This window comes from Lysinibacillus sphaericus, from assembly GCF_002982115.1.
GTDB lineage: Bacteria > Bacillota > Bacilli > Bacillales_A > Planococcaceae > Lysinibacillus > Lysinibacillus sphaericus.
Genome location: NZ_CP019980.1, coordinates 1,573,728 through 1,587,376, shown reverse-complemented (window position 1 = coordinate 1,587,376; position 13,649 = coordinate 1,573,728). Strand labels below are relative to the sequence as shown.

Below are 13,649 nucleotides of genomic sequence, written 5' to 3'. Positions count from 1 at the left end.
ATTAAGATATTGTAAAATTTACTTAAAGCATCGAATATTCATTTCTCGCGTATTTTGATAGCTGGGCCACTTTTAACATCACTTGCAGTAACAGGAATCAGTTTATATGTCTTATCTGTTAGATAGCGTGCATCGAAGCGAATCCCCCACTTTGTATGTTCTTCATTTAATGTATAAGAAGAATCTTGACGCCATGTTTTGCCTGATTGCGATACAATATTAAAATTTAACGATTCATTTGTAGTTTCTTGTGTCTCAACGTATACTGTAGTTGAAATCGGTGTAGATACAACTTTTTCTACCTTAATTTCCTGACCATCACTAAGCTTAATGGTTTTATTAACCGCAATTACTTTTCGATCCGCTTGCAGTTGCTTTTGAGATGCTTCTACCTTAAATGCCCAAGGCTCTGGAATGGGCTTTTCCCAATTCCAATCGTTATAGAGGATATTCAGCTGCAACAGTTCATCTTGAGGTAAATCACGCATTTTAACACTGCTATATATTGTATAAGTATTTTCTGATTGGGCAATGGTCTGACCACCATTTCGAACGGTATAATTTTGACCGTTCACGAGTACTTGCGGAAAGAAAAAAATTTGATAGTCGAAATTTACATCTTTCGCCGGTTCAAAAGTTGCATTTAACAATAGTTGATTATCATCAACCATCACCTCGTTTAAAGTCAATCTCCCAAAATCATTTTCTGTTGATTGACCAACAAGTGTTTTATAAGCTGCAAAATCCGACTGATTATCATTAAAAATAGAAGAGACAACGCGGCTACCTACCATTAATAAACCAGCAGCAAATAAAATACTTACTACAATGATTACCCATTTACGTTTTCCTTTTTTTTCGGGATACACTTCATGCACATGCGATTCAACTGACAAACAAACACCCCCAATCCCTTTAATCTATCAACGAGTACTTCCCTATGATTCATTGTAATAACGAGCTAGGCATTATATAACTAAATAAGTGCCAGTCACTTACACAATTTAATAAAAATCCACATCGATTTCTGCGAACTACTTTGTACCCGCAGAAACCGAAGTGAATTGTTATACTTTAGGAAAACTGATTTTATCCCATCTTCTTCAACCATAGCAACGTTTGTTGTAAGCCTTCCTGATAACTAGTCTGTGGCAACGTGCCAATCACGCTTTCATACTTTGCCCCGCTCAAAATAACAGGCTCCTCTGTTAAATACATCATCTCCTTCATTTCCTTCATAAACGGAGAAAAGATTGCTAAAATACCAATCATTGCGTTGGAAACCGTTCGTACTTTCTTTTTATAACCCGTAATATCTCGAATTATCTCCAATAATTGTTCTCCTGTAATAGGATGCACAGCCGGCACATTCCAATTCTGATTATATGTGTCTGAGCGCAATGCCAATTCAACGATTGCTTTAGCTCCATCGACTGTATAGAGGAATTCTCTAGCCACTTGCATATGCCCAACGAAGTTTGCCTTTTTATTACTAATAACACTTTTTAATGTTTCATTTAGAATTGTATTTTCTGCATTGGGTCCATATAAATCAGGCATATGGACGATTAATGAAGGCACACTACTAGCCTTCAATTTATTTTCCATTGCTAATCGTATCTTCCCCTTTTTCGTATGAGGTTCTTTAATTGCCTCCTCTGTTACAATAGAAGATTGCCTACCATATGCGTAGATATTATCCACTAGTGCAATCTTTGCTTGTTGCGTTTGTGCGACATTGATAATTGAATGGATACACTGAATATGTTTTTCTTCCCATTCTTGATAGGGGAAACTAATTGCATGAAACATAACATCAATCCCAACAGATGCCTTCCTTACATGCTCTTCATTAAAGACATCCCCAGGAAAAATCGACACATTCGAGTAACTTTCAAAAAGCGCTTGCAACTTCTCTTTCCCCCTAGCGAAAGCCACAACTTGTATGCCTCTAGCTGCTAATTCACTCACTATCGCAAAACCTATTCCACCTGAAGCACCCATGACTAATGCTTTTTTCATCATCTATTCCTCCTTTTAATTAACCACTGGTCAATAGATGTTAAAAGAAAACTCTAGATTCACTTTCACATCTAGAGCAACATTATTTAAGCCAATGCTTTAACGAGAAATTTAGCATGGACATCTACCGCCTCTTGCGCTTCATCATAGTTCATCACATAATGGTGATAATGTGAAACAAAACCGTGTAATGCAAGAAATGTTGAATGAATATCCGAAATGAACAATGTTTTTGCTGATAAAGCTTGAACCGATTGCGCAAATTTTTCATAGCTAAGATTAGCAGCCTCTTGCGATAATCCATCGATATGAAGATCTTTCGTCATAAACATCAATTCATATTGGCTTTGATAGTTTAATCCAAATTTCATAAAGCCAACAAAGACATCGTAAAGTTTGTTTTGATACTCTCCAGTTCCATTTACAATGTCATCTAACATTTGATTTAATTCAGTAAAATACTCACCTATAATGCAATAAAATAATTCCGCTTTATTTTTAAAATGATAGTAAATTGCTCCATGACTACATCCAAGTTCTTTCGCGATACTACGCATGGAAACTTGGTGAAAACCCTTTTCAATAAACTGTTTATGAGCTTCGTCAACAATCATCTTGAGTGTCAATTCTTGTGCTGATGGTTTACGTGGCGACATGGAATCCTCCTTTAACTGACCAATGGTTAATTATTAGTATAGAATGTTTTCATTTATTTGGCAAACCTTAATTTTAATAGAAATCATTTTACGGTTCCTCTTCTAAACATTGTATTAAGCAAAACCTCTATTTTCTGACAGTGATTAAATGGTGCAATCTTGCACAGACAATAAATAAAGGATGCCAACACTACTTCGTCAGCGATCCTTCAATTTATTATTAAATTAAACTTTTTACTACTTTAGATATAACGGCACCTTCTGCTTGACCAGATAATAATGGTTTTGCAATCTTCATCGCTTCACCCATATTCATACCTTTACTAACGCCTGCTGCTAGTAATTTTTCAGCAATTTCCGCTTCGCTTAATTGCTTAGGAAGGAAGGTTTTTAATAACACTAATTTTGCTTCTTCTTTTTCGATTAAATCTACACGGCCAGCATTTTGCGCGCCTTCTAATGCCTGATTCGTTTGTTTTACTTCACGATTAATAATGGCAATCTCCTCTGGTTGAGTTAGAGGTTCACCTTTTTCTTTCTCTGCTAAATCTAATGCTGATTTAACTAGTGTTAGCACACCTTTTGCTAAGACATCCTTTTCCTTCATTGCTGTTTTTAGTTGTTCAAATACTGCTGTTTTTAACATCCAACTCACTCCTCTATCATTGCTAATTGTCAATGATTATTGCACATTGTGACGACCAAAACAAATTATTTTGCTTTCTTCAACATTTCCACATCGGCCTTTGTTTCTAATATGTCAAGTGTTAACACGTTCATCTTTGCATCCACTTTATCTATTTTTGCACTAAGATTTTGTTCTACTGAATCTAGTTTCGTTTCTAGTGAATTTAGTCTTGTTTCAACCGATCCTAATCTTATTTCTAGTGAATCTAGTCTCGTTTCAACCGACCCTAGTCTTGTTTCTAATGAATCTAGTCTCGTTTCAACTGAATCTAGTCTTTTGTCTAGCGCTTTGATTTGTTGTTGAATCTCTGTTTTCACGCCCTGCACTTGTGTAGAGAGCTCCAAAATAGCTTGAAGAATTGCATTTTGATTGATTTCAGGATTCATAATCGACTTCCTTTCTTCAAATTTATCTATTCGTTATTTATTCACTCGTTATGTTCACTGATAAATGTTGCTAATCGACTAGAGTTATTCAAACTCTACTACACTATTCTATCTATGCTTTTTAATGAAGTCAAAACATCAAAAATTTCAATTTGTCAAGAATTCGTCTTGCAATTTCACTTCATAAAATCGCATTGCCTTCAAATCTCCTTGATACGAAAAAACCCCCTGCTTGATTAACGTTCGTAAACGATACTCAATCCACTCGTCTCCTGTAAATTGTTGCATATGTCCGTATACTTCACCTATTAAACGTGCCGCTTTCTTAAACGTTACGGTACCCTCTTCTTGATACATCCGCTTGGCACATTCAATAATAAAATCATCATCTCGATTTTCATGTAGGCTATGTAATAGCCCATCACATGTCCATGTTCGTAACAGATGGACTTTATCTACTAATAAGCTTTTACCTTCCTTCATTAAAGCTTCTCTTGCATCATTTTTTAGTTCATCCATAGCAAACTGTTCATAAAAATACAGGAGGTTTTCTTCATTCAATTCTCCTGAAGTTCGTGGATAATCCGCTATTTGTGGATGCATCTCCTTTTCATGAAAAGCCTTATACGTATCAATGACTCGCACTGCATTCACTTTGCCTTCTAGCATGGCTAGTACAAGTCGTAATCCTGTTTGTTCATGTGCATTTTGGCATGTCCAAATAACGATTTTTTGATGTGGTAAAATATTGTTTATTTTCTCTATTGCAGTTTGCATACATTGTCGATAATGATTACGTTCAGCCTCGTCCATATTGTATCGCTTGTTGAACCATCCAAGTCTCGCTTCTATTCCCGAAGCTTGATGTATATCTTTTACTGGCCCAATCGATAAATTATCTGGCCAAACAATAATATCCTCTGTCTTTTGATATTCTGACGTTCTAAATGCTGCTTTTAGACTTCCGGCTGGCGAATCACCAAAAACAATATGTATTGTCTGCGCTTTATCCATTTGTTCCTTATCTTCTGTCATATGTAGGAGTATTTGCTGCATGTCCTCTCTCGACTTTCCATTTAATAGAGATATGAAAAGCATTGACTTTGCTTCCGCTTCACTTAGTTGATTGATTCTTTCTTTTAATCGGTTAACATCTTCCAACATTCCATTCAAATCCTCTCCACCATTCATTTTTCTAGTTACTATCATAACAGCATTCCCATTTCTCTTATCATAGCGCAATTCATGTTTTTTCTAAAATGTTCAACAACGCAAATAATTGATCTTACCCTCCACTTCTCTTTAAAACAACTAAAACTTTAAATTTAACTAAACTGATTACTTTTTTCTATTAATCGAACCATTCTTTCTATCAGAAAATGTATTGCTCATAAGGATTTATCATGCTAAGATGCCAATAATTCCTACAAAACTAATTTGTTAAGTAAGTAAAATAAAGGGGATGATGATATGGGTCAAATTATTGCCAATACCATAAAGCAGTCGATAATCGAGTTAATAGGGCATACACCACTATTAGCGTTAAATCAGTACACGAAAGAACTACAACTTGAAGCGGAAATTATTGCGAAGCTAGAATATTTTAATCCTGCGAATAGTGTAAAAGATCGTATTGCTAAAGCGATGATTGAGGATGCTGAAGCACGTGGAGTTTTAACAAAGGACAAAACGATTATTGAAACAACAAGTGGGAATACTGGTATTGGGCTTGCAGCTATCGCAGCAGCAAAGGGCTATAAGTTACGTATCTACATGCAAGATGGTGTAAGCGAAGAACGAACAAAGGTTGTGAAAGCATATGGAACCGAGGTTGTTCCATTTTCCGATGTACCAGAGATGGTAGCGGCATTTGAAGAAACTGATGGCGATTTTGTTGAAACCATTAAAGTATTTAGAGAAACTGTCGTTGATAAGGATGAAAATGTCGTCTTTCTAAATCAACTGGATAATGAAGCCAATCCTAACATTCACGAACGCACTACTGGGCCAGAAATTTGGGAGGACACAGCAGGACAAATTGATATTTTTGTTGCTGCAATAGGTACAGGAGGCACCATTAGTGGTGTAGGTGCTTATTTAAAATCCAAAAATCCAGCCATACAAATTATAGGCGTAGAACCTGCTATTAATTCTATCGCTACAGTTGAACAGCCTGATATTATTGAAATTACAGGTGTGCATCGCTTTTCAGATGCACAGGAAGCGCGCGTTCCGTCTAATGTTCATCTTGATCGGATTGATGAAGTATTAGAAGTAGAAACAGATGAGGCCTATAAAGCTGCTCGCACTGTAGCACAAACAGATGGTGTTTTAGTAGGTACATCCTCTGGTGCGGCATTGTTTGTTGCAACAACTCTTGCTAAACGTCCCGAAAACAAAGGAAAACGTATAGTCGTACTCTTTCCAGATACAGGATTGCGCTATTTATCTACCGATTTATTTTAACGATAAAACGAAGGATAGCCTTGTTATCTATCCTTCGTTTGTTCTGAAATAGCAAAATTGCCTTTAGCTGTCATAGATATCACAATCTCTTTATTTACCTCTATTTGAATAGGGCTGATAATCGCTTTACGCGTAGAGAAATACCAAAGACGTTCACTTGGACCAATTAATAGATGGGCACCCTCTTCGTAATTTCCCATAAAGGTTAGCGCATCTGGGCGAATATCTTCTCCCTTTAATGGCGTTATATCATATTCCTTTAAACGGTCTACGACGTCTGCAATCGCATCTGTGGTTAAATTTATTTCTGCTATATTCAGTATATGTTGAATAGAAAATGTATCGGCATTAACGCTCGGATTGATTTGCTGCCGTGCTATCAACTCTACTACATTGTTCTCAGCATCATAAAAATAGCATGAATAGGCATCGATTGTTTTAAAATACACTTCATCGACTCCGTCCAAACTTAATACGTCTACACGCTCTTTTGCCCATTTTTTCGCTAACTGAAATAAATTACTAGGGATATTGAAGGCGAAATGATATTGCTTTGCAACAGAAGCCTCTATTTTTTCGAATCGAACTTTGCTCTCCCCAGCAGCTATGTCAAAAAAATGGGTCCCCTCATCTAATAATTCAAATCCTAATAAGGTACAGTAAAATTCCCTCATTTTATGTAAATCATACGCATAAAGTTTTATTTTAAAAATTTTCATAAATCACTCATCCCCTTAGCTTCTGATACCATTTACTGTACTAAATAACAGATGAATGTTCCTCATGCAAAAGAATGAAGATTTAGAAAACATACTTTAGGTTCCTATATAACCTTATATCGGCGTACGATCTCCTCTACTATTTGGCTGTGAAACAACTAAAAATTCCACATCCTCCTGTGAATCATTGCGCATTTGGTGTGGTTGAAATGGTGGTACTTCAACCCCTTCATGAGGCAATAATATAATCCGATCTTCGCCTATTTCCATTGTTGCTATACCTGATAGCACGAAAAAGAATTGTTGTGCTTGATGGTGGTAATGACAAACTTCCGTTGTATTGGCAGGCATCCGTTCATGAATAATACTTAATTCATTATTTTTAACTAAATGCCAGCCATCACATTGTTTACCCCAAATGTAATGCTCCGCATGTTCTTTACTAATTTTCAACTAAAACAACTCCCTGTTCAAATAGGCCATCTATTCTAATTTCCCTTTTAGAATCGGCCATTCTGGTTTGCGTGAATTTGGACTGCTATTGTACTTTTATTTTTTCAACAGTGGCAACATACATCGTTTCTTTTTGTATTTTAATGTACTGATACTTGGTTTCCTTGCAGTACCCTTCACTCTTCTAATACTTTTTTAGTTGCGATTTTTTAACAAAAACTTTTTCTGCTTCTTCATATTCTTGGTCATCTGTTTTTTTGGTAATAGCCATCATATAAAACTTCGTCACATTATTCCCCCTTTATTGCCATACTTTATCTAATTGATGTGCATAAAAATGAATCGCATTTTTTATAACTAAGTATTTCCGCATCTCTTGTCGTATGTAGCAAGCATTCTAGTAAAAGCTCCATCGCCTTACTATGCTCGTCTAGATTATATAAAGTCATGGCATAAAAGACTTGTAATGCTTTATTAGTCGGAAATAAGTCAATTCCTTTTAAAAACGTCGATTGTGCTTTTTTATACTGTCCTAACGTTCTATATGTACTACCAAGCCCTATAAACGCACCCTCTAACTCTTTGCCTGATAGCCCTTGCTGAATTGCTTTTTCATAGTATGGTACCGCTTGAGACTCTTCTCCTAAAACATCAAAGCTCCAAGCACATTGATAGTTCACAAACGCATCATTCGGGTATTGTTCTACCATTTTTAACAACAAGTGATTTGATTCTTTCTTCTTTTCCTCATTACGTAATTGGATTGCCCTTGCAAGTTGTTGTTCGTACAATGTTATTAGCTCCTTTTAAACAATATGACACTTTTCTTAAGCCCCGTCATGCATCCCAAATTAAATTGTTAATTTCATTAAACTTCTAAATCGTTTTGCATTTTGACTGTCTGGTAAAAGACCACTTCTAGCATTCGATGTAAATGCTAGCCACTGCCAATCTTCACCACCAACAAATGCTAACCTAGACCATTTTTCCAGAAAATCAATAAAGTTGTCCGCTAATTTATAGCCATGTCCTTCCCCATCATCATGACTTAAATAAACAATAGAAGCATCAGCATTGTTATCAACGACATCAAATGCAATGTAGTCTCCATTGCCGACCTCGTAAAAAGCAAATGTTTGATGCCATACTTTATCGTAGTCATGTTGTGGATTTGAAAAAACTTCCTTAATCCACGCATTTTTATCATTATTTATCTCGTTCAATAATTCTAAATCCCAGTGAAGCATTCCGCTAAAGATTCCGTCCAGTTCACCCTCCAATTGGTAATCATCTAGAAAACCCCAACGGAAGTAAAATGCTGATGAAAACTCCACAAGCACTTTTTTAAAACTTTCAGGAATTTGGAAACCTAATTGGTTCTCACAGTGCGCAATTTGTTGTAGCGTCGCAGGGGCACCAATATCTACTGTTGATACTTCTCCACCAATCGCAACTATTCGCTCCACTATATTCTGAACTCTCTGCTCAAATATACGATAATCCATGGCAATCCCCTCTCTCCTACAACCAAAATGTGTTACTTTCTTATTTTTTTATCATAATACACATACGGTATTTCGTCAGTTATATTTTTCCATTATTTCAGGATTCGTTGCACAATAAAAAATGACCAAGGTCACATCGTTTGCTTACTTGGTCATCTTATACCCGTATATTAACACGTTGTCTTTTTACACTTTTTAATTTGAAGACGACGCCAATAATTACATTTGCAACAAAAAGAAAATTAAATGGATAAAAAACTATCCACATTACATTGGCTTCTAAAGCAAGTTGTAATAGAATCCATAAAATCCAAATAACAATTTGACTTAATATCATTGGTATACTAAACCAATCTCTTATTTCCATATATCAACATCCTATTAATCTATTAAGATCACGACTCTCTTTTCGACTTTTTGTATTCTTTATAACTCAAATAAATGGAAATAATTATTAAAATAGCCATAAAAAAGTTAATGGTAGATTTGGCATCTGAAGATATTGATAAATATGATGCACTACAACTTATCACGGCTGCTATTATTGCTAAATAATATGGTCTTATTTCCATATAACTAGCCCCCTTACCAAGTACTGATTTTCATCAATGCTTGTAAATACGTTAATTCTTCATTATTAATAGACTTTAATAACGATATAATCGTATCATCAGTTAACGCTACATTTTTCGAAAAGGCATAATCTTTTAATAGTGCAATATAGCCTGATATTAAGGCTGTTGCCTGCGATGTACCAGTAGTTTTAATTATAGTCCCATCGGAATGGATTGTTGATATCTCGTGACCAGGTGCGTTAATCGTTGTTTTTTGCGAACCGCTTGTTAAATCAAGTACATTTCCTGAAGTATCTATCGCCCCAACTGAAATAACTTCATCTAAAATTGCAGGATACATCAATTCAGTATTTCCATAATCTCCTGAGGAAGCTACTACTGTAACACCTTTATTTACTGCTAATTTTATCGTTTCCGTAATATCTTTATCTTCAAAATGGCTAGCCATACTTAAATTAATAATAGAAACATCTTTTTGGACAGCCAATTCAATTGCATTCTTGATAATTGTTGGTGCAACTGAATCAATTACGATACCTCTAGTTAGTATAACTTCACCCTATTAATTAAATGTAAAACCTAAAACTTCATTTGTGATGTCAATTTGAAAAGTAATATTATATAATATCAACAGCGTATAACTATAGCTAAACTATCCCCGAGTTAACAATAATTTATCATTGATAATGATTCTCACACAATAGTCAAATTACTTTATTTTTTAAGAAAATTTAGACATTTTTTAATAATAATTTTAGGATTACATAAAAAAATATCATCTTTCCGATGGCTTTTATTTTTCTTTTTTTAAATTCTACCCTCCCAATTTGGCAGCCTTTTTGATACGAATAGACAATAAAAACCACCCTAAATCGAGTGGCATTTATCCTAACCTATATAACTATTGTGCTTCTTTCTTGAAGTGTCCGCCCAATAATCCACTGCGCAACTATAAGATTTGGCACCCAACATAACCACGAAATAATAGGATAACTAATCATAAAATTTTCGAATCCAAATAATGCAGTAAATAATGGTAGCCAGATTCTTAAAGTTACTGCAGCAAAAGTTAATGAATAATTGCGTATCATCCATTTTTGGTGTTCATAAACATTATGTTTTTTAATGTTCGTAACCGCTTGATAGCCGGTAATGATCCAGAAAATAGCTAACAAACTAAAACCGAGCTGTGACACAAATCCGCCTGTAGCATAAAACGCTAAATAAAGACCTGCAATACTGCCGAATAAAATGCCTATCACATAGACCTTCCCTGCTATACGATGACACTTCCTATTTTTTTCTCTAAACTTTGAAGATAGCGTAAAGGGTCCTATTACTAAAGCCACTATACTAAATACAATATGGATATAAAGCAAGGTATACCAAAGCGAATCCAATGTATCCATAAACATCAGTTTCATGTGAACAAAGCCTGCCTGATGGGCATCCATTATTAAATATTGAACTATGGAGTATCCAGCTATTCCAATAGCTAAGCAGCTAAATATTAACGTAATTTTTTTCATTTTACAGTCCCCTAAAAAATGATTTATCCAAAAATATCGTGCTACATTCTTAATGTAACACGCCATTTTAGAAGATTTGTAATTCATACAGTAAGTGGTAACTTAATGTGTATAAGAGGTTTTAAATTGTGACTATCATTGCATTTAGCTATTGTAAAATAAAGTAATCTCCCCATAAAAAATATTCAATACATATAATATAGTCAACAATTAACGATGAACGCTGGCATTACCCAATCGAATGTACACAAGCGAATCTTCTTTGGCGGAGATATATTTATTTCTTAATCTTTTTTTCAAACCAGCCAAATGCCACTTCTGCCTCGATATATTCATCATTGGGTGAAACTAAAAAAATAACAAATGACTCTCCTGATGGAAAAATAAATTTTCCATCTTCATCACTTACCAATGTACTTTGTGGTGGTACAATTCGTTTAAATACATTTACGCCTTGTTTTGGAAATCCACTTACAAGTTCAGCAAACTCAATTTTCACTTCGGGCTTTGGAAGTGGCGAAATGGCTTGATTTGCAGATGTTACGTTTTTAGAAATCATCGCATTTCCAGGAGGTATTGCATTAAACCAAATTTCAGCAACAAACGGTTGATTCGAATGATTTGTAATGGTAAACGCATTTACATATAAATCTACATTTGAATAATGCGGATTACTCAAGCTTCCCCAGGCATTCTTCCCTTTCCCTAAACAAATCGGTTCCGTTTGACCAACAAAATATCGTCCTTGTATGGATTGATACAATGGATTAGGAATATTAACAGCTTTAATAAAACGGTCATGATTTTTCATAAATACACACCACTCCTTTTTACACTGTATGTAGAGAGGATAAAAATGTGTATTCGAAAATTAAACTAATGCAACCTAATTTATTTCTCTAGTAACTACATTTCATGATTTTTCACTCGCAATATATAGGTGATAATTTACAAGATATAAAATGAATAGCTATATTGTATGTAAACACAGCCTTTTCTTCTAACTTTTGAATAAGTTAGCGTAAGGAGGTGATAAAACTTGAGTGAGAATAAAACTAGAAATACGAACACTGAAATCAATCAATTTTATAAAGCTGTGGAAGATTTAAATGATGCAGCAGGTGCATTTTTCCGCATTCCTGTTTTTTTTAGCCATCAAAACCTTTTTACTTTAGGATCAGCACAACCACCACTATCTAATGAGCAACGATTTATTATTCGGATGTTTAACGAAATTAAACAGGTGCTTCTTTTCCCAAGAACCATTCCGAATACAGACCAATATCCCAATACTACAATAGAGAATGTCCGGACAATAGTAAACTCTAGTTATGGAACAGCTGCGGCTCTATTAAAACCAACTCGGCGAACGGATCAACTTGAACCTTATTCGCCTTTCTTACAAATAGAACCATCCATGTCTCTACAACGCGGACTTCCTTTACTTCTTGTAAAACAAAGTACAATCAAAGCAGGTGGTATCTGGGGAGATGCAGGTCCACTTGCCCCTTATACCCCATTAATATGGTTTTCTGAAACGACAACTGTAGATGAATTTTTTGATAGTATAGCTTGGAAAGAAGCATTACAAAACTGGGCAGGGCAAGTACGAAGTGGCTATTTTATTCAAACAAACCCTGAATATAAATACACATGTGATTAATAGCTATTTTGCTACCATGCATATGGCTACGATCCTTTTGCCATGTCCATAATAATTAGATCGCACCCAAAAGCCCAGTCTCATAATTTTGAGAACTGGGCTTTTTTCAATCTTCACAATAACAGTTAATCTGTCAAATTTGCTCAATATGGTGATGGCTAGTTACTTTAACTGCCTTCTTCCGCTGTCAGTTTATCCTGTTGTTGTTTGGTTTTAGATTCTTTAAGCTCATCAATAAGAGTAGTTAAAGATGCTTCTTTATGTAAATCTTTATCTTCAGCATTTTGAAGGTGATCGGCTACTTTTTCTTGCACAGTTTGAATCCGATCCTCTAAATCTGAGAGTTTTTCATATTTTTTATCAATAAAAGTACCCCGGCTAGCATCTAACGCTACTTCACTCGCAAGACGATTTTGTTCGCGTCCTAATGAATTTCTCGACAATTCTAATGTTTCCATTTGTTCTAGTGAAACAGATTTGCCCAAAATATCCTCCAGTGAATTGGCAGGTTGTTCTTTCTTTATTTCTTGATCCTTTTGGTTTGTCGCTTTCTTTTGCTCTTCCATCTGCTGTTCAGCTATTTGGGCATCAATTTCAGCTATTTGTTTTTCAAAATCCTTTAGCTGTTCTTTAATAGACGATAAGTCGCCTCCGTTTTCTAACGTCCGTTCGCTTAAATCACTTTTCATTTGTTGAACGCTCTCACGTTGCTTCATTAAACTTTCAATCAGACTCGTTTTAGCTTGCTGACCTTTAAACAAATTTCGTGCTTGTTGCCCTATTGTTAATGTATCTTTACGAATTAGAGCATTTTGCTGAATCGTTTTAGGTCTATTGGAAGATACATTTGACACTTTAATGAAGTTCGTAGAATTACTATCATGCGTTATTTTCATATTTTACCACCTCATAATCTATATCGACAATTTTTTGGCATTTTAAATGAAATCTAGTTAAACCTAATATTGCCTCAATCTAGAAAAAACA

General features: G+C 35.1%; 16 protein-coding genes and 1 pseudogene. 2 read left to right on the top strand and 15 right to left on the bottom strand.

Going from position 1 to position 13,649, the window contains the following annotated elements; all coding sequences use genetic code 11:
• Positions 1-38: 38 nt before the first annotated feature.
• The 6 genes from LS41612_RS07945 to LS41612_RS07920 all read right to left on the bottom strand — a co-directional run bounded on the left by LS41612_RS07945 (position 39) and on the right by LS41612_RS07920 (position 4,961).
• Complete coding sequence (locus LS41612_RS07945; protein ID WP_024363055.1) at positions 39-896, bottom strand: DUF4179 domain-containing protein; 858 nt, start codon at positions 894-896, stop codon at positions 39-41.
• 193 nt (positions 897-1,089) lie between these two features.
• Positions 1,090-2,022, bottom strand: coding sequence for an SDR family NAD(P)-dependent oxidoreductase (locus tag LS41612_RS07940; RefSeq protein ID WP_024363056.1), 933 nt, complete (start codon positions 2,020-2,022; stop codon positions 1,090-1,092).
• A gap of 86 nt (positions 2,023-2,108) precedes the next feature.
• Entirely contained in the window at positions 2,109-2,678 is a 570-nt protein-coding gene (locus LS41612_RS07935) for a TetR/AcrR family transcriptional regulator (protein WP_024363057.1), read from the bottom strand.
• Between the two features lie 220 nt (positions 2,679-2,898).
• Positions 2,899-3,324 carry a GatB/YqeY domain-containing protein gene (locus tag LS41612_RS07930; protein WP_024363058.1) on the bottom strand — a complete coding sequence of 142 codons (426 nt, stop codon included), beginning with the start codon at positions 3,322-3,324 and terminating at the stop codon, positions 2,899-2,901.
• 65 nt (positions 3,325-3,389) lie between these two features.
• Positions 3,390-3,752 carry a DUF7310 family coiled-coil domain-containing protein gene (locus LS41612_RS07925; protein ID WP_024363059.1) on the bottom strand — a complete coding sequence of 121 codons (363 nt, stop codon included), beginning with the start codon at positions 3,750-3,752 and terminating at the stop codon, positions 3,390-3,392.
• Positions 3,753-3,899: 147 nt separating this feature from the next.
• Complete coding sequence (locus tag LS41612_RS07920; protein WP_233433836.1) at positions 3,900-4,961, bottom strand: DUF1835 domain-containing protein; 1,062 nt, start codon at positions 4,959-4,961, stop codon at positions 3,900-3,902.
• 261 nt (positions 4,962-5,222) lie between these two features.
• On the opposite strand from LS41612_RS07920, the gene LS41612_RS07915 reads away from it, so the two are divergent.
• Positions 5,223-6,218, top strand: coding sequence for a PLP-dependent cysteine synthase family protein (locus LS41612_RS07915; protein ID WP_029747269.1), 996 nt, complete (start codon positions 5,223-5,225; stop codon positions 6,216-6,218).
• Positions 6,219-6,241: 23 nt separating this feature from the next.
• Here the strand turns inward: LS41612_RS07915 and LS41612_RS07910 are convergent, their stop codons facing one another.
• The 8 genes and pseudogenes from LS41612_RS07910 to LS41612_RS07870 all read right to left on the bottom strand — a co-directional run bounded on the left by LS41612_RS07910 (position 6,242) and on the right by LS41612_RS07870 (position 11,810).
• Positions 6,242-6,937 carry a toxoflavin lyase-like VOC family protein gene (locus LS41612_RS07910; RefSeq protein ID WP_024363062.1) on the bottom strand — a complete coding sequence of 232 codons (696 nt, stop codon included), beginning with the start codon at positions 6,935-6,937 and terminating at the stop codon, positions 6,242-6,244.
• Positions 6,938-7,051: 114 nt separating this feature from the next.
• Positions 7,052-7,390, bottom strand: a complete 339-nt coding sequence (locus LS41612_RS07905) for a cupin domain-containing protein (RefSeq protein WP_024363063.1) — start codon at positions 7,388-7,390, stop codon at positions 7,052-7,054.
• 301 nt (positions 7,391-7,691) lie between these two features.
• Positions 7,692-8,181, bottom strand: a pseudogene (locus LS41612_RS07895) (tetratricopeptide repeat protein).
• A gap of 60 nt (positions 8,182-8,241) precedes the next feature.
• Entirely contained in the window at positions 8,242-8,895 is a 654-nt protein-coding gene (locus tag LS41612_RS07890; RefSeq protein ID WP_024363065.1) for an SMI1/KNR4 family protein, read from the bottom strand.
• 157 nt (positions 8,896-9,052) lie between these two features.
• Positions 9,053-9,262, bottom strand: a complete 210-nt coding sequence (locus LS41612_RS07885) for a hypothetical protein (RefSeq protein WP_024363066.1) — start codon at positions 9,260-9,262, stop codon at positions 9,053-9,055.
• A gap of 218 nt (positions 9,263-9,480) precedes the next feature.
• Positions 9,481-9,975 (bottom strand): S8 family serine peptidase, encoded by a 495-nt coding sequence (locus tag LS41612_RS07880; protein ID WP_255313731.1) that lies wholly within the window; start codon positions 9,973-9,975, stop codon positions 9,481-9,483.
• Between the two features lie 388 nt (positions 9,976-10,363).
• Positions 10,364-10,999: a DUF2306 domain-containing protein gene (locus LS41612_RS07875; protein ID WP_024363067.1), complete on the bottom strand. Its 636-nt coding sequence runs from the start codon at positions 10,997-10,999 to the stop codon at positions 10,364-10,366.
• A 277-nt stretch (positions 11,000-11,276) separates the two neighbouring features.
• Complete coding sequence (locus tag LS41612_RS07870; protein ID WP_024363068.1) at positions 11,277-11,810, bottom strand: DUF6143 family protein; 534 nt, start codon at positions 11,808-11,810, stop codon at positions 11,277-11,279.
• A gap of 228 nt (positions 11,811-12,038) precedes the next feature.
• Between LS41612_RS07870 and LS41612_RS07865 the strand changes: the two genes are divergently transcribed.
• Entirely contained in the window at positions 12,039-12,662 is a 624-nt protein-coding gene (locus LS41612_RS07865) for a hypothetical protein (protein ID WP_024363069.1), read from the top strand.
• Between the two features lie 167 nt (positions 12,663-12,829).
• On the opposite strand, the gene LS41612_RS07860 is transcribed toward LS41612_RS07865, so the two are convergent.
• The gene (locus LS41612_RS07860) at positions 12,830-13,558 is read right to left on the bottom strand and encodes a coiled-coil domain-containing protein (protein WP_024363070.1); all 729 of its coding nucleotides are present in this window, start codon (positions 13,556-13,558) and stop codon (positions 12,830-12,832) included.
• Between the last annotated feature and the right edge of the window lie 91 nt (positions 13,559-13,649).